This window comes from Pseudomonas sp. Root329 (assembly GCF_001424925.1).
GTDB classification, from domain to species: domain Bacteria; phylum Pseudomonadota; class Gammaproteobacteria; order Pseudomonadales; family Pseudomonadaceae; genus Aquipseudomonas; species Aquipseudomonas arabinosi.
In genome coordinates this window covers 13,678-38,768 of record NZ_LMCV01000029.1, presented here as the reverse complement: position 1 = coordinate 38,768, position 25,091 = coordinate 13,678, and the positions used below count along the sequence as shown (strand labels likewise).

22 protein-coding genes are annotated in these 25,091 nt (G+C 59.1%); 14 read left to right on the top strand and 8 right to left on the bottom strand.

Annotated elements, in window-relative coordinates; translation table 11 throughout:
- Positions 1-206 precede the first annotated feature (206 nt).
- The 3 genes from ribA to ASC74_RS20835 are packed head-to-tail and all read left to right on the top strand — an operon-like array spanning position 207 to position 2,040.
- On the top strand, positions 207-824 hold the full coding sequence (gene ribA / locus ASC74_RS20845; RefSeq protein WP_027924335.1) for a GTP cyclohydrolase II: 618 nt from the start codon (positions 207-209) through the stop codon (positions 822-824).
- Entirely contained in the window at positions 821-1,240 is a 420-nt protein-coding gene (locus ASC74_RS20840) for a hypothetical protein (RefSeq protein WP_033059418.1), read from the top strand. The genes ribA and ASC74_RS20840 overlap by 4 nt, the downstream gene beginning before the upstream one ends.
- Positions 1,240-2,040 carry a cobalamin-binding protein gene (locus tag ASC74_RS20835; protein WP_056743662.1) on the top strand — a complete coding sequence of 267 codons (801 nt, stop codon included), beginning with the start codon at positions 1,240-1,242 and terminating at the stop codon, positions 2,038-2,040. Before ASC74_RS20840 ends, ASC74_RS20835 begins: the two co-directional genes overlap by 1 nt.
- Positions 2,041-2,160: 120 nt before the next feature.
- Here ASC74_RS20835 and ASC74_RS20830 read toward each other — a convergent pair whose 3' ends face one another.
- The 5 genes from ASC74_RS20830 to ASC74_RS20810 form a co-directional block, all read right to left on the bottom strand.
- Entirely contained in the window at positions 2,161-4,044 is a 1,884-nt protein-coding gene (locus tag ASC74_RS20830; protein WP_056743660.1) for a TonB-dependent receptor domain-containing protein, read from the bottom strand.
- Between the two features lie 52 nt (positions 4,045-4,096).
- Positions 4,097-5,995 carry a 1-deoxy-D-xylulose-5-phosphate synthase gene (dxs, locus tag ASC74_RS20825; protein ID WP_056743658.1) on the bottom strand — a complete coding sequence of 633 codons (1,899 nt, stop codon included), beginning with the start codon at positions 5,993-5,995 and terminating at the stop codon, positions 4,097-4,099.
- A gap of 92 nt (positions 5,996-6,087) precedes the next feature.
- The gene (locus tag ASC74_RS20820) at positions 6,088-6,975 is read right to left on the bottom strand and encodes a polyprenyl synthetase family protein (protein ID WP_056743656.1); all 888 of its coding nucleotides are present in this window, start codon (positions 6,973-6,975) and stop codon (positions 6,088-6,090) included.
- On the bottom strand, positions 6,972-7,214 hold the full coding sequence (locus ASC74_RS20815; RefSeq protein ID WP_056743654.1) for an exodeoxyribonuclease VII small subunit: 243 nt from the start codon (positions 7,212-7,214) through the stop codon (positions 6,972-6,974). Before ASC74_RS20815 ends, ASC74_RS20820 begins: the two co-directional genes overlap by 4 nt.
- Before the next feature lie 129 nt (positions 7,215-7,343).
- Complete coding sequence (locus tag ASC74_RS20810) at positions 7,344-8,489, bottom strand: Fic family protein (protein WP_056743652.1); 1,146 nt, start codon at positions 8,487-8,489, stop codon at positions 7,344-7,346.
- 278 nt (positions 8,490-8,767) lie between these two features.
- Here ASC74_RS20810 and ASC74_RS20805 point away from each other — a divergent pair, with 278 nt between their 5' ends.
- The 11 genes from ASC74_RS20805 (at position 8,768) to ASC74_RS20755 (ending at position 23,589) form a co-directional block, all read left to right on the top strand.
- Complete coding sequence (locus tag ASC74_RS20805) at positions 8,768-9,559, top strand: YfaP family protein (protein ID WP_056743650.1); 792 nt, start codon at positions 8,768-8,770, stop codon at positions 9,557-9,559.
- 37 nt (positions 9,560-9,596) lie between these two features.
- Entirely contained in the window at positions 9,597-11,309 is a 1,713-nt protein-coding gene (locus ASC74_RS20800) for a DUF2138 domain-containing protein (RefSeq protein ID WP_056743648.1), read from the top strand.
- Positions 11,310-11,341: 32 nt separating this feature from the next.
- Positions 11,342-11,944: a DUF1175 domain-containing protein gene (locus ASC74_RS20795; protein WP_236713317.1), complete on the top strand. Its 603-nt coding sequence runs from the start codon at positions 11,342-11,344 to the stop codon at positions 11,942-11,944.
- The gene (locus ASC74_RS20790) at positions 11,941-16,506 is read left to right on the top strand and encodes an alpha-2-macroglobulin family protein (protein ID WP_082555857.1); all 4,566 of its coding nucleotides are present in this window, start codon (positions 11,941-11,943) and stop codon (positions 16,504-16,506) included. Before ASC74_RS20795 ends, ASC74_RS20790 begins: the two co-directional genes overlap by 4 nt.
- A gap of 1 nt (position 16,507) precedes the next feature.
- On the top strand, positions 16,508-18,127 hold the full coding sequence (locus ASC74_RS20785) for a DUF2300 domain-containing protein (RefSeq protein ID WP_056743644.1): 1,620 nt from the start codon (positions 16,508-16,510) through the stop codon (positions 18,125-18,127).
- Between the two features lie 3 nt (positions 18,128-18,130).
- Positions 18,131-18,946: a YfaP family protein gene (locus tag ASC74_RS20780; RefSeq protein WP_056743642.1), complete on the top strand. Its 816-nt coding sequence runs from the start codon at positions 18,131-18,133 to the stop codon at positions 18,944-18,946.
- 119 nt (positions 18,947-19,065) lie between these two features.
- Positions 19,066-19,995 (top strand): phytanoyl-CoA dioxygenase family protein, encoded by a 930-nt coding sequence (locus tag ASC74_RS20775; protein WP_056743640.1) that lies wholly within the window; start codon positions 19,066-19,068, stop codon positions 19,993-19,995.
- Positions 19,996-20,101: 106 nt separating this feature from the next.
- The gene (locus tag ASC74_RS20770) at positions 20,102-21,637 is read left to right on the top strand and encodes a glycosyltransferase family 61 protein (protein ID WP_236713316.1); all 1,536 of its coding nucleotides are present in this window, start codon (positions 20,102-20,104) and stop codon (positions 21,635-21,637) included.
- Positions 21,634-22,032: a sugar 3,4-ketoisomerase gene (locus ASC74_RS20765; protein ID WP_056743636.1), complete on the top strand. Its 399-nt coding sequence runs from the start codon at positions 21,634-21,636 to the stop codon at positions 22,030-22,032. The genes ASC74_RS20770 and ASC74_RS20765 overlap by 4 nt, the downstream gene beginning before the upstream one ends.
- Complete coding sequence (locus ASC74_RS20760; RefSeq protein WP_056743634.1) at positions 22,029-22,499, top strand: acyltransferase; 471 nt, start codon at positions 22,029-22,031, stop codon at positions 22,497-22,499. The genes ASC74_RS20765 and ASC74_RS20760 overlap by 4 nt, the downstream gene beginning before the upstream one ends.
- Positions 22,480-23,589, top strand: a complete 1,110-nt coding sequence (locus tag ASC74_RS20755; protein ID WP_056743632.1) for a DegT/DnrJ/EryC1/StrS family aminotransferase — start codon at positions 22,480-22,482, stop codon at positions 23,587-23,589. The genes ASC74_RS20760 and ASC74_RS20755 overlap by 20 nt, the downstream gene beginning before the upstream one ends.
- A gap of 64 nt (positions 23,590-23,653) precedes the next feature.
- Here ASC74_RS20755 and ASC74_RS20750 read toward each other — a convergent pair whose 3' ends face one another.
- The 3 genes from ASC74_RS20750 to ASC74_RS32415 all read right to left on the bottom strand — a co-directional run bounded on the left by ASC74_RS20750 (position 23,654) and on the right by ASC74_RS32415 (position 25,086).
- Positions 23,654-24,727: a class I SAM-dependent methyltransferase gene (locus ASC74_RS20750; protein WP_056743630.1), complete on the bottom strand. Its 1,074-nt coding sequence runs from the start codon at positions 24,725-24,727 to the stop codon at positions 23,654-23,656.
- Complete coding sequence (locus ASC74_RS31930) at positions 24,720-24,884, bottom strand: hypothetical protein (RefSeq protein WP_201784097.1); 165 nt, start codon at positions 24,882-24,884, stop codon at positions 24,720-24,722. Before ASC74_RS31930 ends, ASC74_RS20750 begins: the two co-directional genes overlap by 8 nt.
- A 67-nt stretch (positions 24,885-24,951) precedes the next feature.
- The gene (locus ASC74_RS32415; RefSeq protein ID WP_269084626.1) at positions 24,952-25,086 is read right to left on the bottom strand and encodes a hypothetical protein; all 135 of its coding nucleotides are present in this window, start codon (positions 25,084-25,086) and stop codon (positions 24,952-24,954) included.
- Between the last annotated feature and the right edge of the window lie 5 nt (positions 25,087-25,091).

Below are 25,091 nucleotides of genomic sequence, written 5' to 3'. Positions count from 1 at the left end.
CTCGCGAATGCGGTGTATCAGTTAACATTGATGCCGGCTGACATACCGCATTCGCGAGCAAGCCCGCTCCCACACGGTCGACAGCAGGGCCGATATCTAACTTTTTGATTGTTATGCCCCATAATTCAGCCTAAGCGTCTGTCGGAACGTGCTGTTACAATGCCGCGTCTGCGAATCTCCAGTACTTATTGATCAGGAGCACACCGGTGCCTGTCGTTTTTGTCGCCGCTTCCAAGCTGCCAACGCCTTTTGCGCAATTCACCATGCACGGCTTTCTCGATGAAGAAAACGGGCGCGAGCACGTTGTGCTGAGCCTGGGTGAGTTCGCCGACGGTGCCCCGGTACTCGGCCGGTTGCACTCCGAATGCCTGACCGGCGATGCCTTGTTCAGCCAGCGTTGCGACTGCGGCTCGCAACTCGAGGCTGCCTTGCAGGCCATCGCCCGTGAAGGTCGTGGCGTGTTGCTGTACTTGCGTCAAGAAGGCCGCGGCATTGGCCTGCTGAACAAGATCCGCGCCTATGAATTGCAGGATGGCGGCGCCGATACCGTTGAAGCCAACGAGCGTCTGGGCTTTGCCGCCGACCAACGTGACTACGCCATGTGCCTGCCGATGCTGGAGCACCTGGGCGTGAAATCCCTGCGTCTGATGACCAATAACCCACGCAAGGTCAAAGCTTTGACCGACATGGGCATCGTGGTCGCCGAGCGCGTGCCGCTGCACACCGGCCACAACCCGCACAACAAACTCTACCTGGCCACCAAGGCCAGTAAGCTCGACCACATGATGGGCAACGAGCATCAGGGTGAGGCTGACCGGGCGTGACCCGCGGTCAGGTTCGGCGGCGACTGTCCGTCAATTGGTGGCAATATCTGGCGCTGGCCTTGGTGCCGCTGTTCGTGATCAACGGCGTTTTTGGCCAGAGCGAGGCGATCCTGCCGGTGCTGGCGATGCCGTTGTTCATCGCCGGTGTGGCTTCGATGTTTGTCAGCCTGAAATTCTTTGGCGGCTACAAGCACGCGTTGATCGCCACTCAAAAAGCCCTCGATACCCCTGAAGAACCTGCTGCCTGGATCGCCCTGGCTGCCAAGCGTCGCACGGCGTTCCTGGCTGCCGGGCTGCCGGCCTGGATCGGCGCGCTGGCGGTATTCGTCGGCCTCGAAGCCGTACCGTTGATGCTGCTGGCGCTGTCGACCCTGGTGCTGTTTTACCTCTACCGTATTCCGCGTCAACTCGGCTGATGCGACCCGTCTGGCTGGCGGTTTTGTTGCTGGCCGTCAGTGGCCCGGCGGTTGCGGTCGAACGCGTTGTCAGCCTCGCGCCGTCGCTCTCTGAAATCGTTGTTGAACTGGGTTCTGCGGACCTGCTGGTGGGTGTGCTGGATGCCGGTGAGCGTCCTGCCGAGCTCAAAGACCTTCCTTCGGTTGGCCGCTACGGTCAGCTGGACATGGAACAGCTGCTCAGTCTCAAACCCGATCTGCTGTTGCTCTGGCCCGGCAGCGTTGGCCCGGCCCAGCGTGAACAGCTCAAGCGGTTGAACATCCCGACCTACGTTGCCGAACCCCACAACCTCGAACAACTCACGTCGCAGATTGAGGCGATTGCCTCACAGCTCGGCCGTCCGGAGCGTGGCGTTTCATTGGTTGAAAATTTGCGTCAGCGACTGGATTCGCTGCGCCAGCGTTATCGTCGGGATGTGCCATTGCGGGTGTTTTATCAGGTCTGGGATCGGCCGCTGTACACCGTTGGTGGCGGGCAGATCATCAGCGATGCGCTTGAAGTATGCGGGGCGCGCAATGTGTTTGCCGACCTGACCCTGCCGGCGCCGCAGGTCAGTATTGAGGCGGTATTGCAGCGTAATCCAGACGTGATTCTGGCCAGTGACCAGGCGCAGCTCGATGCGTGGAAGTCGTGGTCGCAGGTGGCGGCAGTGGCGCAGGGGCAATTGCTGTTGGTGACGGATAAAGGTCTGGAGCGGCCGAGTGGGCAGATGATCGAAGCGACGGCCAAGTTGTGCCAGGTGATTGCACCCGACCGGTGAGACCGAGGTGCCTGCTTCGCGAGCAAGCCCGCTCCCACATTTGATTTGTGAGCGACACAAAACCCCTGTGGGAGCGGGCTTGCTCGCGAAGAGGCCCGCCCGAACACTACTAATTTCGGGTCAGAGTTCTGGCGTCCACGTCACCCCAAACATCCACGCCCGACCTTCCTCTCGATACCCATACTGACTGCCGTCATGACTGTACAGTGCCCGGCTATATCCCTTGTCCAGCAGGTTATCGACCTTCAGCTCAAGCTTGATCTCGCGATTCAATTCCCAACTGCTGCGCAACCCGAGCAACGCGTACCCGCCCAACGGCTGCTGATTGTTCTCATCGTCATAGCTGCTGCTCACCGCTTGCCAGCTGGCGCCGAGCCCTAGCCGGTCGAACTGCCGATCCAGATCCAGGCTCAAGGTCCGCCGCGCGCGACGAGCCAGGGTGTGACCGCTGTCGCGATCCCGCGGGTCGATGATCGCCACGCCGAGGTTGCTCTGCCAGCCGAACAGTTCCTGTTTCAAGGCCGCTTCGAATCCGTTGATGCGTGCCGAGGCCACGTTCTGCGGCCGTGAGTTGCTGCCGAAAATAATCGCGTCTTCCAGGTCGGTCCGGTACAGAGAAGCTTCAAGGCGAGCGGTGTCGGTCAGTTGACTGCGCCACTGCAGCTCATAGCTTTTCGACGTCTCGGGTTTCAGATCCGGATTACTGAAGTCGGGGTAATACAGATCATTGAACGTCGGTGCGCGGAAACCTTCGCTGTAGGTCAGCAGCACATCGTTGTCCGGATTCAGCGGCAGGGTGAAGGTGCCGCTCCAGCTGTTCTGGCTGCCGAACTGCTGGTTCTGGTCCCGGCGCAGGCCCAGTTCGGTGGAGAAGCTGTCCGCCTGGTAATGATGCTGAATGAACGCGGCACGGTTCCAGCGGCTGTCCTCGTCGAATGGCGTGCTGCTGTTGATCCGGTCCTCGTACCAGTCGCCGCCGAGGATCAGGCTGTTGCGCTCGTCGAGGGTCAGGTCGTTCTGCCAGTTCACCGAGTCGCGATACGTGTTGAACACGCTGCGTTCGTCACTGAGCTTGTCCAAAGTTTTCTCGCGGTTTTCGCTGTGGCCGAATTCAACGCGGGTTTTCCACAGGTCGTTGATGCACGCATCGATGTAACTGCTGAGGCTGCTCACGGTGAACTCGTTGTAAGGCTGCTGCTGGACCGATTCGAAAGTGGTGCTATCGAAGCGGCCGAAAGGGTTGTCGAATGCGCTTTTGCCACGGTTATCCAGCAGGTTGGCACCGATTTCGATGTCATCGGTGAGTGCGTGACTCAGGCTCAGACTCAACGACTTGTTGCGATACTCATCGTGATCGCCATCGCTCGGGTACGACTCATGGGTGCGATTGATCCCGGCGGTCTCATCGAGGCTGGCGCCCAGATTGAAGCGAGTTTGCTCGTCGCCGCCGGACAGCCCGAGGCTGCGTTCCCACGTCTGGTTGCTGCCAAAGCCCACGTGCATTCGCGGTTGCAGGCCTTGCTCGTCGCCGCGACGGGTGAAGATCTGGATCACCCCGCCAATCGCATCGCTGCCATAAATCACCGAGCGGGAACCGCGCAGCACTTCCACGCGCTCGACCTGTTCGATGTTGATGTGTTGCAGGTTGCTGTCGCCGGAGGTGGAGTTGCCGATGCGCTGGCCGTCGACCAGCACCAGGCTTTGGGCCGACTTGGTTCCGCGAATGTAAATCCCCGGCAGACTCCCGCGCCCGCCGGTTTGTCCGACCTGCACACCCGGCACACGACGCAGCAAGTCAGTCACGCTGCTCGGTTGCAGGCGATCAATGTCTTCGCGGGTGAACACGGTGTTGGCGGCGCTGCTGTCATTGCGCGCTTCGACCTGACGGTTGGCGCTGATCAGCACGTCGGGAAGCTTCAGGGCCTGGTCGCGTTCGAAGGTGTCGGCCAGCAGTTGGCCGGCCGGCAGCAGGGTCAGCGTCAGGGCGAGGCGGGAGAGTTTCATCGGTAATCCATCGCCGCACCGCCGCTCCCACAAGGGGTTTTTGTATGTGTCTTTAGAGGCTCAGCAGTTGCAACCGCTCACGCACCGAAGCCTCGATCCCGGCCTCATCCAGCCCGCATTCGGCCAGCATTTGCGCAGGCTTGGCGTGCTCGACGTAACTGTCCGGCAAGCCCAGGTGCAGCATCGACTTGAGGATGTTTTCGCGGGCGAGAAACTCGCTGACGGCGCCACCGGCACCGCCCATGATCGCGTTCTCTTCGATGGTCACCAGCAGTTCGTGGCTGCTGGCGATATCGCGAACCAGTGCTTCATCGAGCGGTTTGACGAAACGCATGTCGACCACGGTTGCATCCAGCGTCTCGGCGACTTTCAGCGCCTCGGCCAGTTGCACGCCGAACACCAGCAAGGCGACTTTGCTGCCCTGACGACGAACCACGCCCTTGCCGATTTCGATCGGTTCGAGGTTTTTCTCGATCGTCGCGTTCGGGCCAGAGCCGCGCGGATAACGCACCGCCGCCGGGCCGTTGAACAGGTGGCCGGTGGTGAGCATTTTGCGCAGTTCGTTTTCGTCGCTCGGGGTCATCACCAGCATGCCGGGGATGCAGCGCAGGAACGACAGGTCGAAGCTGCCCGCGTGAGTCGGGCCGTCTTCGCCCACCAGACCCGCGCGGTCGATGGCAAACAGCACGTCGAGGTTTTGCACCGCGACGTCATGAATCAATTGATCGTAGCCACGTTGCAGGAACGTCGAATAAATCGCCACCACCGGTTTCGCGCCTTCGCAGGCCATGCCGGCAGCGAGGGTCACAGCGTGTTGCTCAGCAATCGCCACATCGAAATAGCGCAGCGGGAAACGCTCGCTGAAAGCCACCAGATCGGAGCCTTCTTTCATCGCTGGAGTGATGCCCACCAAACGCGGATCCGACGCGGCCATGTCGCAGAGCCATTCACCGAACACACCGGAATACTTCGGTCCGCCAGCTTTCTTCGGCGCGGCGGCCGGAGCGTCCAGCGGCTCGAGTTTGGTGATCGCGTGGTAACCGATCGGGTCGACTTCTGCCGGGGCGAAGCCTTTGCCTTTCTTGGTGACGACGTGCAGGAACTGCGGGCCTTTGAGATCACGCATGTTGCGCAGGGTGGCGATCAGGGTCGGCAGATCGTGGCCATCGATCGGGCCGATGTAGTTCCAGCCCAGCTCTTCAAACAGCGTGCCGGGCACCAGCATGCCTTTGGCATATTCTTCGGTGCGACGAGCGATTTCCCAAGCGCCGGGCAGGCGTGACAGGACCTTTTTGCTGCCTTCACGCATGCTCGCGTAAGTGCGGCTGGAAAGGATTTTCGCCAGATAGTTCGACAGCCCGCCGACGTTGCGCGAGATCGACATGTCGTTGTCGTTGAGGATCACCAGCATGTTGGCGTCCACTTCCGGCGCATGGTTCAGCGCCTCGAAGGCCATGCCGGCGGTCAGTGCGCCATCGCCGATCACGGCGATCGCCTTGCGATCACTGTTTTGCAGGCGGGCGGCAATGGCCATGCCCAGCGCTGCGCTGATCGAGGTGCTGGAGTGTCCGACACCAAAGGTGTCGTACTCGCTCTCGGAACGACGCGGGAAGGCCGCGACGCCGTCCTTCTGGCGCAGGGTGCCCATGCGCCCGCGACGGCCGGTGAGGATTTTGTGCGGATAGGCCTGATGACCCACGTCCCACACCAGCCGGTCGTCCGGGGTGTCGAAGACGTAATGCAACGCGATGGTCAATTCGATGACGCCCAGGCCGGCACCGAAATGCCCGCCGGTCTGACCGACCGTGTAGAGCAATTCCAGGCGCAACTCATCTGCCAGGGTTTCCAGCTCGGCTTCGCCTAACCGGCGCAGGCCGTCCGGCGTGTTGGCACGGTCGAGCAGGGGCGTGGTCGGGCGCTTGCGGGGAATCTCATGAAACGTCGTGGGCATCAGGCGAATCGTTATAGGTATAAAAGATGCGGCAGTTTACCTGATGCATCGCCCCCTGCCCACGCGTTGGTTTTAACTTGGCGGATACGCCGTCAGCTGCGCCGGTCGACGATGTAGCGGGCCAAATCGCGCAATGGCTCGGCTGCCGCGTCAAACGGTCGCAGCGCATGCAGGGCTTGATCGCGCAGTTCTAGGGCGTAGGCCTTGGCAGCATCGAGTCCGAGCAGGGCCGGGTAGGTCGGCTTGTCGCGTGCGATGTCGGCGCCCTGGCGTTTGCCGAGGGTTTCGGTATCGCTTTCGACGTCGAGAATGTCGTCCTGCACCTGGAACGCCAGGCCGATGGCCTGTGCATAAGTCTGCAAAGACTTCAGTTCGTCCTTCTCGGCACGGCCGCTGGCCAGGGCGCCGAGTTTGACGCTGACCTCGATCAGCGCGCCGGTCTTGTGCCGGTGCATGGTTTCGAGGGCTTTTTGATCGAGTTTCAGACCGACCGAGCCGAGGTCGATGGCCTGACCGCCGACCATGCCTGCCGGGCCCGCGGCCAATGCGAGAGCGCTGACCATTTGCAGACGGATTTCAGCGTCCGAGGTGCTCAGGCGCGGATCAAGCAGGGCGCTGAAGGCCAGGCTCTGCAAGCCGTCACCGGCCAGAATTGCGCAGGCTTCATCGAATTTTTTGTGAGTGGTCGGCTGGCCGCGACGCAGATCATCGTCGTCCATGGCCGGCAAATCGTCATGCACCAGGGAATAAGCGTGAATCAACTCCACCGCGCACGCCGCGCCGTTGGCGTGCTCAGCCTTGCCGCCCAGCGCTTCGCACGCAGCGTAGGCCAGCAGCGGGCGGACCCGTTTGCCGCCATTCATCACGCTGTAGCGCATGGCCGCGTACAGACGCGCGAGCTCAGGGCTCGGCGCGTTGAACAGGGTTTCCAGTGCAGCATTGACGCGGGCCTGGCTGGTCGCCGAATACGCTGCAATCATTCTGGCTGATCCGCTTCGAAGGGTTCCTCGGCCAGCTCGCCATCACGCTCGAGCAGCACCTGAACCTTTTGCTCGGCCTGGGCCAGCGCCGCCTGGCAATCGCGGGTCAGACCGATGCCTTGCTCGAAAGCCGTCAGCGAGTCTTCCAGCGACAATTCGCCGTTCTCCAGACGCTCCACCAGCGTTTGCAGGTCAGCGAGAGATTGTTCGAAATCCAGTGCAGCTTTTTTGCGGGCCATGGCGGCTATTTCCGGTTGACGTTAAACCGGCGCGACACTAGCAGACATGGGGGGTATGGGCAAATGGGCCGGGTGTTTCGGCCACTGGTTTCAGCAGCAACACACTCTACAGATCGCGGTTTGGTTCAATTAAAGTGGTGAGACATCGGAGTAGTTGATCTGGTATCGAGTACTGCGACCGCCACCGGGCAGACGTATGAGGCATCCTTTCTCCAACAACTCGGCCAGATGACGGGTTGCGGTAGCTTTGGATACCTTCGCCACGGCCTGATACTGTGCTGCGCTAATGCCATCCACAAAGCCGCGCTCCCCGCCATCAAGCAAGCGATTCAGTACTTTGGTCTGTTCCGCAGACAACTCTGACTCCCGATGCGCCTGCCAGAAACGCGCCTTGCCCAGCACGCTCTCGATCCGGGCCATGGCCTGTTGCAAGCTGCGCAGCAGGGTTTGCAGAAACCATTCCAGCCACTCGGTGATATCCAGAGTGGCTTTCTGGCAGGTTTCGAGCACTCGATAATAGCCGGACCGGTCTTCGAGAATGCTCGCCGACATGGCATAGAAGCGGATGGCTTGGTCTTCACCCTGAGCCAAAGCCAGATCGGTGATCGTGCGCGTCAGGCGCCCGTTGCCATCGTCGAAAGGGTGCAGAGTGACAAACCAGAAGTGCGCGATGCCGGCCCGCAGTAATGGGTCGAGTCCCGCCTGATTTCGGCTGGCGGTAAACCAGGTGAGGAAGGTGTCGAGCTGTCGCTCAAGGCCCTGACGAGGCGGGGCTTCGAAGTGAACGGTTGGTCTGTCCAGTTGCCCGGACACCACTTGCATCGGGTCATCGCCACGTAATGCGCCGACACGGATCGGTCGGGCAGCGAGATCGGTCTCTTGCTCGGGAAACAGCCATTCGTGCCAATCGAGTAATCGCTCCAACGTCAGCGGTTCAGCGAAATGCTGAGTGGCGTCGAGCATCAATTGCGCCAGCCCTTCACTGCGCTGGCTGACATTGTTGCCATCGACCAGCTCCAGCCCCAACCGCCGCGCCAATGACGAGCGAACCGAACCTACATTCAGCTGCTCACCCTCAATGGCGGATGAAGTCACGATGTTCTGCAACAGTGCATCCAGTTCGCTCTGAGCGCTCAGCGAACTGCCCACTGAGCTGGCCATGCCCATCAACCGACCTTGGGCCTGCACGCACTCGCGCAATAGCGGTGTCAGGCGCTCGGCTTGCCAGTTGAAATTCGGCCAATCGGGCTGCTGCCAGATCCAGTGAGGTGCCATGAACTCGGTGCTCTTGGTGTGGGTGAGCCGAATAGAAACGTTATTCGGCTCATATTGTGAGCCGAATATGACGCCAATTCGGCTCACCGTCCACCTGCTAGCGTGAATCCCACCGCAAATATAGATGTATCCGATTGTTAAAAAACCGCCGAATGGCTAATCTTCGCGCCTTCTACGACCCGAAAGTCATGGGTCTTTCTGACGAAACGCAGTTTTTGGATCTGTAACGCGCCGAGGATCGGGCGCAAGGTTTCGTTATGCATGGCAGGAGGCGTCACATGCGTTCATTTCTTCTATTGCTGATGGGGCTCGTCTGCGCGAGCGCGGCGTTGGCCGAGCCTTCGGCCGAGGTGTCGGAACCGGTGGGTGGCTGGCGTTATTCCGGCCTGCTGGACCGCAGTGAAAATCCTCAAGTCGCCTATCCCACGCCACCGATCGATCGCGGTGTGCAGCGCAATCGCACGATGATCCAGGGCCAGCTCAAGGCCATCGGCACTCAGCGAGGGCCGCACACCCTGGCCGTCAACGGCAATCCTCTGAATCTGTATACCGACGACCAAGGGCGTTTCGCCCGGCCGTATGCGTTCGGCGCCGGTTCCAACAGCGTCGAAGTGCGCAGCTCTGAAGGCCAATCGCTCAAGCGCGTTCAATTCTATGAAGCCAACAACCTGCGCACCCCGGCGCGGATTCGCGTGGTGCTGGGCTGGGATGACCCGAAAGCCGAACTCGACCTGCACATCATTACCCCCGACGGACAGCACGCGTTCTGGGCTCGCCCGGCGATGAGCAACGGCGGCGGTCTGGACCCGGACGGCGTCGATGGTCCCGGTCCGGAAATGTTCACCATGACCGCGCCGATGCATGGCACCTATCTGGTTTACGTGAACTATTGGGGCAACTTCGGCAGTGGCGGCTATAACTTCGATGAGACCAGCAACCAGAACGAGGTGATCACCTCGCAGATCAACCTGGTGCTCAACGAAAACACCGTCGACGAAAAACGCGAGACCTTCATCGTGCCCCTGCGGGCCATCGGTGACCTGCTGCTGGTCAAGACTTTCAACTATTAAGCATCCCGCTCCACGGATGACATCGGGTTTTGTGAACATGAGCGATAACACTGTTTCTCCGGCCGCCGAAACGCCTGCAGCCAAAACTCCTCGCCGCTGGCCGGCGCTGCTGGTCGGCCTGGCCCTGGTGGTCGGCGTTGCGGCCGGGTTGGGCTGGTTCATGCACAAACCCAAGGCGCCCCCGGCGGCGTTGGCCAGCGACAAACTGGGCATGAGCCGGCCGGACGGTCTGCTCGAAACCCATTCCTTGAGCCAATTGCCCAAGGACTTGCTGGCGGTGCCGTTCCTTAAGGAAACCCTGACCGAAGATTTCGTCTTCTATTATGAAGCGCATGCGGATCGTCTCGGTTTGATCGGCAGTCTGCGGCGGATCATTTACGAACATGACCTGAAGTTGCAGGACAGTTTGATTGAGCAGCTGTTTGATCAGCCGGCGGATGTGGCGCTGTGGCGTGGGGCGGATGGTCGCCTGAAAGACTTTTTGTTGGTGATGGATCGCGGTGGACTGGCCAAGGTGCTGGAGCCGCTGGCCAAAGTGGCGCTGGATGATTCGCAGTTGACCCAATTGGCTGAAATCAAGGTTGCCGGCGATGTGGTGCCGCTTTATCAACTCACCTACAACCACAGTAAAGCGCTGCTGTTCGCCTCTCATGGCGACAAACTGGTGGTGCTGTCCAATCCGGCCAAGCTGTATGAGGCCGGCCACGGTCCGGTCGACGAACCCGGCATGGTGTCGACTGAATCGTTGGAAGCACTGCTCGGCGGCCAGAAACTCTTCCCCGAAGCCTTCGGCCTGCCACCCCGCGCGCCAGAGGTGAAGCAACGTCTCTCAGTGAATTCCAGCGTCCTGGCCATGGGATACCAGCGTTTCATCCCGAACTTCGCCGGCCTGCGTTTCGACATGGACGACAAGGGCTGGCACAGCTTCCTCGCCATGGACGAACTGGACGACCAGCCGGACTTCGATTTCAAGCCGATCTGGCAAGCCATGCCCATGGGCGCCAGCGCCTGCGTCGCCTTGCCGCTCGCTGCCGAACAACAGAAACCGCTGCTGGTGAAACTTGGCGCTGACGAGTCTGTGGCCCAGGTCCTGACCGAACACATGGCCGGTGCCGCCGGCCTGTGCTGGTACGCCGATTCGCGGTTGTACACGCCGTTGCTGGTGGCCAGCCTGAACGATGATGACAGCGCCAAACTCGACGGCGATCTGGGCAACCTGTTCGGCTCGATGGTCGGTGCCTACGAAGGCAACGTCGAAGAGCACGCGTTCCCGGTGATCGAGAAACAGGAAGGCCCAACCCACCAATGGCAGCGTCAGGTCAGCTCCAACTTCGGTCCTTACAAGGCCAAGGATGCCGAGCAGCCGGACGCGATCACCGGCAAGGCGTTCATGAAAGTCAGCCTGGCACGCCACGGTTCGACGCTGCTGTTCTCCCTCGACGACAAGCTCGTGGACAAGGCCCTCGGCACCCTCGACAAACGCTTCCCGCCGATGGCCGACGTGGTGCCGAAAGACCTGCTGATGCCGGTCTACTTCGGCCCGGATTCCATGGCGCAACTGATGCAACAGGAAACCCTCGACAGCCTGCCGCAAGACATGGAGCCGGTGTTCTACAACGCCGCGCAAACCTACCTGATTCCCAAACTGCGCAAGCTCGGCGGCTACGGCAAATACGCCCTGACCTTGCCCGAAGGCAGCGAGCCCGACGGCCATTGGCAATGGCTGCCGCTGGAATGGAAAGCCCTGTGACCGCACTCATTCGAGGCCTCGGCCTGCTGGCGATGTTGCTGGGCACCCGGGCATTTGCCACTGAGGCACCGTCGCTGGACGTGCAGCAATCCCAGGTGTTCCGCGCCTGGTTCGTGCGCATCGCCCAGGAACAACTGACCCAAGGTCCGAGCCCGCGCTGGTATCAGCAGGACTGTGCCGGCCTGGTTCGTTTCGCCGCCAACGAAGCGCTGAAAGTCCACGACGACAAATGGCTGCGCAGCAATGGCCTGTCCAACCGCTACCTGCCGCCGGAACTGCAACTGAGCGAGGCCCAGCGCGGCCTCGCCCAGCAATGGCAGCAGGGCGGCGGCAAGGTCGGGCCCTACGTCAACGCGATCAAACTGATTCAGTTCAACAGCCATTTGGTCGGTCGCGATCTGGCGCAAGCCCGGCCCGGTGACCTGATGTTTTTCGATCAGGGCGACGACCAGCACCTGATGATCTGGATGGGCCGCTACATCGCCTATCACACCGGCACCACCACCCCGACTGACAACGGCATGCGCTCCGCAAGCCTGCAGCAACTCATGACATGGAAGGACACCCGATGGATACCCGACGCAGCCAACCCCAACTTCATCGGCGTCTATCGACTGAACTTTCTCTCCCAATGATCGGTGCCCGCATGCTGCGTTTTCTGCCTCTGCTGTTGGTCTTAGTGCTGCCTTTTTCGGCGGTGAATGCCGAAGACACCGTCGAGCCGAGCGGCTATACGCCGGTGGCCGGTGAAAGCTTTTTCCTGCTGGCCGACAGCAGTTTTGCCAGCGACGAACAGGCGATGGTTCGCCTCGAAGCGCCGGGCCGCGACTACCGCCGGTTCCGCATGGAGCCTTACGGCGGCGCCGACATTCGCGTGTACCGCATCGACAAGCCGCTGGATTTCCTCAAGCGCCAGAAGAACCTGCACCGCGTGGTCAGCGACGGCCAGTTCAAGGGCGAAGGCCTGTCGAACACCCTCGCGTACCTGTGGGACAACTGGTACCGCAAATCCCGTCGCGTGATGCAGCGAGCGTTCTCCTACGAATCGCGCAAACAAGTCACCGAGGAAGTGCCGGAACTGAAGATGGGCGCCGCGATGGCCGCGCCAACGCCTTACGACGCTCAGCCGCAATTCGCGCTGATTCCGGGCCTGCCGGTGATCAGCCAATTCCGTTATCCGCTGTGGCAAGCCAAACCGATCCAGCCGCCCGAGGGTGTGAACCTCGCCGGCTCTTCCAGCGAGTTCGTCAGTGTCTCGCCGGGCAACGTTTACATTCCTTTGGGTAACCTGAAACCGGGCCTGTACCTGGTGGAAGCGCTGATCGGCAAGTACCGTGCGACCACCATGGTCTTCGTCTCCAACACCGTGGCCGTGAGCAAGATTGCCGGTGATGAATTGCTGGTGTGGGCCGCGCGCAAACACGAAGGCAGTTCGGTGCCGAAGGTGAATGTGCTGTGGACCGATGGCCTGGGTGTGATGAGCAGCGGCGCCACCGATACCGATGGTTTGCTGCGTCTGAAACACGTCAGCCCCGAGCGTTCGTTCGTGATTGGCGAGGACGAAGAGGGCGGGGTGTTTGTCTCCGAGAACTTCTATTACGACAGCGAAATCTACGACACCAAACTCTATGCCTTCACCGACCGGCCGTTGTATCGCCCGGGGGATTGGGTGTCGCTGAAAATCGTTGGTCGTGAGTTCAAAAACGCCCGCGACTCTGTGCTGCCGACTGCAGCCGACGTCAACGTGACCGTGCTCGATGCGACCGGCACGGCGCTGCAATCGTTGGCGCTGAAACTCGATTCCAAGGCGGGCACTCAAGGTCGGTTCCAGTTGCCGGACAACGCGGTGGCGGGCGGTTATGAGCTGCGTTTCAGCTACAAGGATCAGGCCTACAGCAGCGCCTTCCGCGTCGCCGAATACATCAAGCCGCACTTCGAAATTTCCCTGAACCTGGCCAAGCAGGATTACCGCACCGGCGAACCGGTGAAGGGCAGCCTGGTGCTGCTGTACCCGGACGGAAAACCGGTGGCCAACGCCAAGTTGAGCCTGAGTCTGCGTGCTCAACAACTGTCGATGGTCGACAACGAACTGCAATACCTCGGGCAATTCCCGGTTGAGTTGACCAGTACCGAACTGACCACCGATTCCAAGGGCAACGCGACGCTGGATCTGCCGGCTGCCGAGAAGCCGAGTCGCTACATGCTCACCGTGTTCGCCAGCGATGGCGCGGCGTATCGGGTCAAGACCACCAAGGAAATCCTCATCGACCGCGGCGCGGCGAGTTTCAGCCTGCGTGCGCCTCAGCGGTTCAGTGCGGTGGGTGACAAGGTTGCGTTCAGTTATTTGAATGAAGGCGGCAGCGAGCAAAGTAAAGCAGTCACGCCAAGCAGCTACAGTTGGGTGCGCCTGGAAGACCAGAGCACCGGCGAAGGCAAACTCGCCGCGAAAGACAAAGGCTTCAGCCTGGCCTTCGACCGTCCGGGGACCTACAACCTGACGCTGAAGGATGAACATGGCCGCGTGGTGGGGGCCACCGGGCATTCGGTCACTGGCGACGGCGTCAAAGCCGTGCCGGGCACCGTGGAAATCGTCCTCGATAAACCCGAGTACAAGGCCGGCGACGAAGCCCTCGCATTGATCACGTTCCCTGAGCCGATCAGCGATGCACTGTTGTCGCTGGAGCGCGACAAGGTCGAGGCCACAGCGCTGCTGTCCAAGGGCGGCGACTGGCTGAAGATGGAAAAACTCAGCGAGACCCAATACCGCGCGCGGATCCCGGTGAAGGATAATTTTGCGCCGAACCTGACGTTCTCAGTGCTTTACACCAAGGGCGGTCAGTACAGCTTCCAGAACGCCGGTATCAAAGTGATCGCGCCGCAAATCGACGTGGTCATTGCCACCGATAAAGAGGCGTATCAGCCGGGCGATACCGTGTCGGTGGACTTGACCACCCAGTTCGCTGGCAAGCCTATTCCAGCGCACCTGACGGTCAGCGTGGTGGACGAAATGGTTTACGCGCTGCAACCGGAAGTCGCGCCGACCATCGACCAGTTTTTCTACCACCCGCGCCGCAACAATGTGCGCACCAGCGCCAGTCTGTCGTTCATCAGCTACGACGTGGCATTGCCGGGCAGCCCTGGCGCGCCGGGCAAAGCCAACCGTAGCGAGCGGGGCGTGAAAGTGCTGGAGCGGCCGCGTCGTGAAGACGTCGACACCGCCGCGTGGCAGCCGGAATTGATCACCGACGCCAACGGCAAAACCCGTTTCACCTTCAAGATGCCGGACTCGCTGACCCGCTGGCGCATCACCGCCCGGGCCATCGCCGATGACGGTCAGGTCGGGCAGAAAAAGCAATTCGTACGCTCGGAAAAACCGCTTTACCTGAAGTGGAGCGGGCCAACAAAATTCCGCGCTGGCGACAAACCTGATCTGGGTGTGTTTGCTTTCAGCCAAGCGGAAAAACCGGCCAAGGCTGAGCTGGTGATTCATTTCGGCGGTACCGAGCAGCGGGTGCCGGTGACGCTGAACAACGGCATCAACTACATCGCGCTGCCGGAGTTTGCGCTGGCCAGTGGCGAGTGGTCGGCTGAGCTGGTGCAGGACGGTAAAACGGCTGATGCCTTGGCTGTGCGGCTGACCGCGACCGGCGAAGGTTGGCAGGTGACCCAGAGCCAAAGTCTGGACGTGGCCAGCGGTGATACGCCGCTGACTTTGCCGGCAGATGCCACGGATATTCGCCTGCGTCTGGACGACAGTCCGCAAGCGCTGTTCCGCTCGGCGCTCGACGATCTGTTGAGTTATCCATACGGCGGCGTCGAACAAACGGCCAGTCGTTTGCTGCCGCTGAGCATCGCGTATCCGACTTTGTCGTCGAACCCACAGATCCGCGATCGCTTGCGCCTGATCATGCAGAACAGCCGTCTGCGCCTGGTGCAAATGGCCGGGCCTTCGGCGAGCTTCACCTGGTGGGGCATGGACGGTGAGCCGGATGCATTCCTCACCGCTTACGCGTATTACGCCGACTGGCACGCCAGCAAAGCGCTGGAGTTGAGTCTGCCGCCGGAGCATTGGCAGCGGGTGCTGGAGGTTTATTCGAAGCAAGCCAAAAACACGCCGCTGTTGCAGCGCGCGCTGATCCTGTCGTTCGCCAAACAGATGCAATTGCCGGTGAACACCTTGCTCAGCGGTTTGATGGATGATCTGTCGAAAGCGGGCGAGGGCAATGCGGCGAACCTGATGGACGATGGCGAAGACAGCATCGTCATGAGCGATCCGGATTCGGCGTTGGGTCTGGCGGCTGCTCGAGCGTTGACTGCCTCGTTGGCTAAGCAATCGAAGGTGACTCTGCCGGACGCATTCAATCGTCAATTGCCAGACGCGCAACAACGATTGGCGGTCAGTTCGCAGCCGTTTGCCGAAGCCTTGAACCTGTCGTTGCAAGCCTTCGATCAGGCTCAAGCGGCAGCGTTGTTGCAACGATTGTTGCCACAGCAATCGACCCTGGAACGCGCATTGGCGCTGACCTGGTTGCAGCGCAGCATCGAGCAGGCATCACCCACCATCGCATTGGCACCGGGTGAAGGCTGGAAGAAAAAATACGGTGATACCGGTGAGACGTATTGGACGTGGCAGGGTGCTGCGCCAGTGCCTGCGGTGCTGTCGCTGACCGGTGCGCAAGAGCGTCCGTTGCGAGCGGATTTGAGCTTCCAGACCAAGCAACCGCTGGTAGATCCGATGGCCGTGACCATCACCCGTCGCCTGTCGCGTCTGGTGCCGGGCGACGAAGCCTTCACCTTCAAACTGGAAGCGGTCGGCAACAAACCGTTGTCCAGCGACAGCCTGTATCTGGACGAAGTGATCATCACCAGTAAAGCGGCCAAACCGCTGCGTTACGGCATGCTCGAAGTGCCGCTGCCACCGGGCGCCGATGTCGAGCGCACCACGTGGGGCATCAAGCTCATGGGCAAGGCCGGCACCGAACCGTCCGCGTTGGAGAAAGCGCGTTTCGAGCCGGGGCAAATGGCCTATGCCATTCCGGTCGACGCCTTGAGTGGCGAATTGCGTCTGCGTCATTTGGTGCGCTTCTCGCAGAAAGGCCAGTTCAACCTGCCGCCGGTGCGTTTCACTCAGGTCTACGCGCCACATCATCAGGCTCAGGAACAGAAACCGGCCCTCGGCCAGGTCACGGTCAACTGACATGACCCGGCGTTTGCTCTGGTGGTGGCTGTGTCTGATTCCTGCGCTGGCAACAGCGCAGGAGGAGCCGCTGCGTCTGGCTTTTAAAGGTGAGTTGCTGTCGTTGAGCCGGACTCAGGTGATCGCGCGCGAGCCATTGCCGGCTGATTTACAGACTCCATTGGGCAGTGTGTGGAAGTTGTTTGTTTACGGCTGGCTGGTGGATACCAACGCCCATGAGCCGGCTTACGAATGTCGCGGGCAGTCGAAGGAGGAAGTTTACTGCTGCACGGCGGGCGGCAAGATTGAGCGCGATCAGGCGTTGGTGAAGTCGTGCGGTTTGTACTTTGAGCCTGCGCGGTTGGGTATTTCTGATGCTGGTTGGCGAGAGTATTGGCAGGCACGTAAGGCACCGGAGTGGTTGCTGAACTTGTCTTCGTTGCAGCCTTCTACGCGAGTATCGGTGGCTGAATTGCTTAAGGTGCTGGCCATGATGCCAGCGCAGGATTCGGCGCGGCGGGTGTTGCTGGATGTGGTGTTGAATGCGGCTGACGGCAATGTTATGGGCGAACTCGGTGGCCGGTTGCGGGTGAAAACCTGGAGCTGGTTGGGGGATCAGGACCCTTCGTCGCGTCAGGGTGGTTTTGCCGGGTGGACGGTGGATGGCACGCCGGTTTGGGCTGGCGGGCGAGGAACCAGTCAAATGGTCTTGCGTCACTACGGTGGAGCGTTGGCTTCGGTGTTGCCGGTGGATTGGCCTTCGGAGGCGGGACGCTGTGTCGAGGTGGGGCTGTTTTCACGCTATCCCATCGGGCGCGTTCTGGCTGGGGATCGTGTTGTTGAGTCCGGGCCCTTGCAGGGCGATTACCGCGTCGAATTCACCAACGGCAACCAACTCGATATCCACAGCGACGGCGAACTGTTTTTGGTGAAAGACAAATTGATCGCCCGCCTGGACCGCGAAGAATATGTCGCCCGCGTCCTCCAGCGCGAAGCCAAGCCCGAACCCGCCGAAGCCGCCAAAGCCCTGGCCGTCGCGATCCGCACGTACCTGCTGCAAAACGCCACCCGCAACGGCGATTGCCTGAGCATCGACGACAGCAGCAGCCGGCAACGCGTCGCCCCACGTCCAGCCACCGCCGAATCACGCCACATCGCCGCCTGGACCAGCGACCTGGTCCTCGCCGGCAGCACCGTCACTTACCACTCTGACCAGCCCGGCCCGGACAAGCTCTCCTGGCAACAAGCCGTCGAACAAGCCAACGCTGGCCAACGCTACGACGCCATCTTGCTCCACGCCTACCCCCGCGCCAGCCTCAGCCGCTGGGACAATCCAGTCGCCTCCTGCGAAGCACTCCCCGCCGCGCAAGACTGGCTGCTGAACCAACGCCGCGACTGGCGTCCGCGGTTGGAAAGCGAGATTGGCTACAACGAAGTCAGCACCTTCGCCGTCTGCCGCCTGGCCTTCGGCCGCCCCTTTGTCGACCGCGAACGCCAGCGCATCTACGTGCGCGGCGTGTTGTCGCTGCAAGACCGCCTCGACCTGACCCACGAATACCTGCACCTGGCCTTCGAAGCACACCCCAACGGCCAGGATGAAACCTACATCGAAGGGCTCGCCCGCCACCTCTTGCTGGAATAGGCCATGAAACTCCGTTATCCACAGGTCCTCCTGTTCCTTTGTTCTTTTTGCGTATGGTCGACGACGTTTGCCGCCGAAAGTGCCGCCAAACTCGATACACCCGTTGGCGGCTGGCGCACTGGCGCGCCTGAAGGCGAAGGCGAAAACTTCCGCCAGATCGTTAACTACCCGGCCTCCTCGGTGAACACCCCGGTGGGGCAGGCCAACACTGCACGCATCACAGGGCAAATCAAAGCCACACCCAAGTCCGGTGAGCCGGGCCGGTTGATCGTCAACGGTGTCAGCATGCCGCTGAAGATTGACCCCGCTGGTCGCTTTGATCGCCCGTTCTCATTCCCCAATGGCAGCAACAGCGTCGAAGTTCGCAGCCCCGATGGCCAGCAGCGGCATCGCACGCAATTCCTGAACGCCAGCGGCGGGGCCACTCCGGCGAAGTTGCGGGTGCTGCTGGCTTGGGACAGTGATGGCACGGACCTCGACTTGCACCTCATCACCCCCGACGGCGCCCACATCTGGTACGGCGACCGCGTTGCTCCCAATGGTGCTGCGCTCGATGTAGACGTGACGACCGGCTATGGCCCGGAAATCTTCGCCATGCCGGCGCCGATCAAAGGCCAATACCTCGTCTATGTGAACTACTTTGGGGGCGGATATCGGAGTGATGATGAGGGGCAGGAGGAGGCGGTTCAGCCGCTGACGACCGCACAGGTGACGGTGATTACGGAGGAGGGGACGCCGAACGAGAAGATGGAGACGTTCCTGGTGCCGATGCGGGCGGTGGGGGAGTTGACGTTGGTCAAGGGGTTTAGTTATCCGTGAGGACTGACAGTCCCGGCCAGTGTCCGCGACGCAAATATTTTCACCCGCTACCCGCTAGTTTCACCCAAGCCTGCCGATAAAATTCAGATACATTACGGCACACAATGAGCGAACGCAGTATGCAGACCTACATCGATAGCCTCAAAGAACAGGGTGCCTATCTCTTTGGGGAGATCCTGGACGTCGGTCAGACTCAGGCGTTGTATCAGCAAATGATCTGCGCGCGGGACTTCGGCCCGGGTCTGTTCATGGAGGAGGTCGAGTACCTCGCTCAGGAAAACCACTTCAACGCCAATCCGACCAAAACGTTCAACTACCTCAATGCGTTTGAACCTCAACTGCAATTCATAGAGCAGGACCCGGTCCTGACCGAGGTACTCGGTAGTGTGCTGGGTGACGACTATGAGGTGGTGATTAAAAAGGCCGTTTGCGGTGTGCCGGATGCCTGGCTGCCGGAATGGGTGCGGGAAAGGATTCGCGACGTTAACGTGGCGAACCTGGGGCCCTACATCAGGAAGCCATTTCGCGACATTACTTACTTCCGTGGCATCGACTTCCATCAAGATATTATCGATTGGCCGCAGGGGCGTGTTGACTTGGATCCGTCAACGTTTCTGACGGTTTATGTGTATTTGCATGAAGTGACCGAGCGTGATTCCCCGCTGCACCTGATGCCCGGCTCGCACCGATTGGGCGCGACATTGTTTCCTCACCAGCTGAAGAATCTTGGGGATGACCGTTGGGCTTACGCTGACGACCAAGGCCAGACGATTGAGTGCGTGGATCAAAAGTTGGTCGGTGGGCCAGGTTATGTCGGCCTTTGGCATAACTGTACGTTGCACGGGACCCGTCCATTGGACGATGAATCCGATCGGTTTCGATTGTCTTTGCGCTATTTGGTGGGCAAGTCCAATGGACAGGCGGGCGAGACGCAGATCGATGAGATAAACAGCACTATCCAGGGTGAAATCAGGCCGGCCAGAACACGTCGGGACCTGGATGCAAAAGGTATCGCACAAGTAAAAGGCAATATCATCAATAAGGTTTAGGGCACTGAATACGATGGGTTGCCCGCTCAGTGTTATCGCTGATGCTTTGAAAAATACGTAAGACGAGGTGAGTGTGCGAACGTGGTTTAAGCGTAAAAGTCGGATCTTGATCTTTGGGACCGGCGCGGGCGGTGTTAACTTTTACAAGAGCAGCCGCGGCCGTCAAAAAGTGATTGGGTTTCTTGATAACAATCAGCAGAAACAGGGCGGCTTGTTGTTCGGGAAAACTATCTATGCGCCACGACAACTTACCGACTTATCTTTTGATAAAATCATTATCGCCAGTGATTATTACCGCGAAATTCAAAGTCAACTCATCGACGAGTTCGCGATAAGCGAAGATAAAATTACGGTGTATTGGCCAGACCCGGCAAAGTGCTCCAGGCTACAGTCTTTGAGAAAACGCTTTGAGTTACTCGGCTATGAGCGCATCTGTACGCGGCCCGGGTGGGTTTCCGATTGGCTATATCGTTTTATAGTCGGGACCACAACAAACAATATCAAGCGGTTGTCGGTGCAGTGGCTGGATGAGGTGACTGCCAGCAAGGTGCACATTTTTCGATCCTCCATGAAAGGGCAGGTGCAGGGCCCTCGGTATCTGAACCAGCACGTTGCGCCGACGGGTATTACGTTGCCGGAAGTGGCGCTTTATCATTTTCGCCATGGTCAGGTCTGCTCTGTTTCCCGCTCGGTTATCCTTCCCGATGAACAAATAGTGATTGAGCGCGTCACCACCTCGGCGTCGACCCGTGCTGACTACAGCGGTGCTCATCTGCTCCATCATGGAAAAAGCCTGGCGCTGGTCCGCGCTCTCCAACCGGAGCGTATTGAAAAGGGCATATTGATTTCGGGTTGTAACGAGCTTAATTATTACCACTGGGTATTGGAAATCCTCACTCAGCTGCAGTTTGTCGAAGAACTGCCTCCCCACTATGCTGACTATCCAATTTTGATCTCCGTGGCTAGCCAGAAAATTTCATCGATCAAGACGTTGATCGAGAGTTTCGGCATCAATAGACCGTTTATTTACCTGAGTATTGTCACGGCCTATAAAGTGGACGATCTATTGCTGATCGGAGCCCCCAATAATGCCATTCCCAACCTCAAGGGCACCGCTTGGAACCTTGCCGAAAATAGTTTTGCCCGTCACGAGTCCATCATGTTCCTGCGTGAAAAAGCGTTTGCCTTGAGTCGGGACCTGCCCAGGGACGACTTGCCAAAGCGGGTGTTCCTGGCCAGAAAGGGCTTTTTGAGACTGTATAATCAGACAGAGGTAGCGACGCTGCTGGAAGCCCATGGTTTTGTCTGTGTTTACATGGAAGATCAGGACGTCAGCCAACAGGTGGCCATCATGGCTAATGCCGAAATAATCGTAGGCCCCACAGGCGCCGCCTGGACCAACATTTTGTTTGCCACGGCAGGCACGAAGGCATTGTGCTGGATGGCCGAAGAGGGTGGAGCATTCTCCTGTTTCTCCAACATTGCGGCCATTGTCGGTGTAGAGATGGACTACATTTCCTACCGCGTCGGCGCATTGGATTCACGAGAGCTCTACTACAAACCCTATTTTATTGATCCCGACATCATTGCTACTTGGCTGCAGTCGCAGGTGTCGACAATGGTTGTTGAGAAATCTCGATGAAGGTTCAGTTTCTGCAACTGCAAACGCATGGCGATGAGCGTGGCTCGCTGATTGCGTTGGAAGAAGGTAAAAACATTCCTTTTTCCGTCAAGCGTGTTTATTACATGTTCGATACCGGCAAAGGCGTTAGACGGGGCTTTCATGCCCACAAGACCCTCAAACAAGTCGTGGTCGCGGTGAGAGGCTCCTGTCGCTTCATGCTGGATGATGGCCAGGAAAAAATCGAGATTCGGCTGGATCATCCCTGCCAGGGTCTTCTGATTGAGTCTTTTATCTGGAGAGAGATGTACGATTTTTCTGAAGACTGTGTGCTGATGGTGCTGGCCGATCAGCTCTATGAGGAGTCGGACTATGTTCGGGACTACGCCAGCTTTTTAACGGCGGTGGCGCAATGATCCATCCCTTGAGCGATGTCCAGTCAACGTCTATCGGAATCGGCACCAAAGTGTGGCAGTTTGCCGTGATCTTGCCGGGAGCAGTGATTGGCGACGACTGCAATATCTGCGCGCATACCTTCATCGAGAATGAGGTGGTCATTGGCCACCGAGTCACCGTCAAGTCGGGTGTCTATTTGTGGGATGGCCTGACGATTGAGGACGATGTATTCATCGGTCCATGCGTGGCTTTCAGCAATGATAAATACCCAAGATCAAAAGTTTATCCTGACGTTTTTGTGCAAACCCTCGTCAAGCGAGGGGCATCGATCGGTGCCAATGCCACCGTGTTGCCCGGTATCATTCTGGGTGAAAACTGTATGGTGGGTGCAGGTGCTGTAGTGACCCGCGATGTACCTGATAACGCGGTTGTAATGGGCAATCCAGCCAAAATTGTAAGGTATATCGATGCACGTCCCCTTCCTTGATTTGAAAGGTGTAAACCACGAGTATGCCGACCAGTTGAAAGCGGCCTGCAGTCGAGTGATCGACTCGGGTTGGTACATTTCGGGTGACGAACTCGTTCAGTTCGAGTCGGAGTTCGCTCGTTATTGCAACAGCCAATTCGCGATCGGCGTCGGTAACGGTCTCGATGCCCTTTCCCTGGTTCTGCGAGCGTGGAAAGAACAGGGGATGCTGAGCGCAGGCGATGAAGTGATTGTGCAGAAAAACACGTTTATTGCCACTGTCTCAGCCATTGTGGAAAACGACTTGGTACCGGTGCTGGTAGATGTTGATCCCGCTACCTATAACCTGGACATGGCAGCCGTTGAAGCCGCGCTTTGCGACAGAACCCGTTTGATCTTGCCGGTGCACCTGTACGGTCAATTGGCACCGATGCCGCAGATTCTGGCATTGGCCAAACAGCATGATCTGCTGGTACTGGAAGATTGCGCACAAGCCCATGGCGCTCACTTGCAGGGGCGCAAGGCAGGTAATTGGGGGGATGCGGCAGCATTCAGTTTTTATCCCGGAAAGAACCTCGGCGCCTTGGGCGATGGCGGTGCTGTGACCACTGACGATCCAGGGCTGGCAAAGCTTGTGCGTGCCCTCGGAAACTATGGTTCCAGCATCAAGTACCAGCATGATCTTGCGGGCGTGAATAGCCGTCTGGATGAAATTCAGGCCGCTATGCTGCGCGTAAAACTTAAGGGGCTAGAGGCTGACACCCTTCGGCGCCGCCGCCTTGCCGAACGCTATCTTGCCCGGATCCAGCACCCGCTGATCAGGCTGCCCGAGGTGGTGGAGTCGTCCGCTCATGTCTGGCACTTGTTCGTTATCTCCTGTCCATGGCGTGACGCGTTGAAGGCCCATCTGGCTGAGAATGGCATTCAGACACAGATCCATTATCCATTGCCTATTCATCACCACAAACCCTATCGCCATCTGGCGCCGGCGTCGAAGGGACTCAGCGAGTCGCTGTCCGAACAGATCCTGTCGTTGCCGCTGTATCCGACGTTGAGCGAGGCGGAGCAGGACCATGTGATCAGATGCATCAATCAATTTTCGATTGCGTAGCAGACTGCGCTCTGAGGCTTTCAATAGAGTTTGACCGAGCGAGCGCAGTGTTTGCGGGGGAGCGTTATTTCAATTTGATAAACATCGCACTCCCCATGACAAATGCACAATCAATGATGGAGAGTCGGCTTCTGAGAAACTCATCAGCTACACGCTGCGGTCCGTCACCATAGGGCCAGATGTAGTCGTCGATGATGATCCAGCCACCCGGCAGCACGAGGTCCGCCCAGGCTAATACATCAGCGCGAGCCTTATCGTAGCTGTGGTTACCGTCTATATGCAGGACGGCAATACGACCTACATAGGTCGTTTCGCCAAACGCTGCTGTCGTTACCTGCCGGCTGCGGCGATATTCTACTGCTGCGTCAACGGAGGGCAGGCGCATGTAGTTCACTGAGCCGTGGGCATACGGCAGCAGGTTGAGTTGGAACACCGTCAAGGCTTCATCGGCGTTGACCGGAACGCGATCAACGAAGCCCTTTTCGTCGTTCTGAATGAGGTGCTCGTTAGACCATGGGTCTACGCACAACAGTTTGCCAACGTTGTAGCAACTGGCCAGACGCATCAACACAAAAGCCGACTTACCCCACCAACTGCCAATCTCCACCACATCCCCGTCGGGCGCGTGACGAAACAGTTCGCACAGCGCGCGAATCTTTTCGTGGTCGCACATTCCGGGAATGATTTCGGCGTGGCGGAACAGTGCGGCGATCTCCAGCGCGGAAGCGGTTGGCCTGGTTTCTCCGGACCCTGCCACTGCTAGTGGTTCGGACAGCACCGATTCGCCGAACTGCAACGCCTTGTGATAAGGCGCAACTTCGCTGGCCATCGGCGAGATGTTGACCAGCGTCACACCCGGGAACGATTGCGCGATGCAGCGATTAAGGTAGTCCCACACTACTAGGTTGGGGGTGAAAATGCCGCCGATGTCGAAATCGGCGATGACTTGGCGCAGCGCCTCGTCAAAGTCTGGCGCGGTGACGTAAGGCAAATGTGCCCAGTTCGGATAGAGCTGGCGCGCCGGGTCGTAGCCCAGCGAAGAGGAACCGATCACGCTTTGCCCTTCACTCAGGGCACGTTCGAGATAGGCCATCGAGCGTGGCATGCCCGCCGGGAAAATCAGTACTGATTTAGCCACGGGGAGCTCCTTTTTCACGCATCAGGAAGATGCTGGAGCACAGATCCAGGTAGTGTTGTCCCAACTTGTAGCACCCTTCCAGATAGTCGTTGAGTTTTGACTGCGCTTCCCGAAGCGCTTCGCCGGAAGCTTCTTTAAAGTCTCTTTGCTTTTCCACGGTGTTCCTCATTGGACATTAATCGTTTTCCAGCATCGCGAGACCGAAGCCGTAGCGACCGAACTCATTACCGTTGTACAGCAGGTAGACTTTGCCATTCCGAGACCAGCACCGAGGGTGACTGCGAGAATTCATGCATCCAGTTGGTTTGGGTCAGATCCTTGGGATCGAATACCTTGCCTGGTTTTTTCCATCTGAACATGTGAT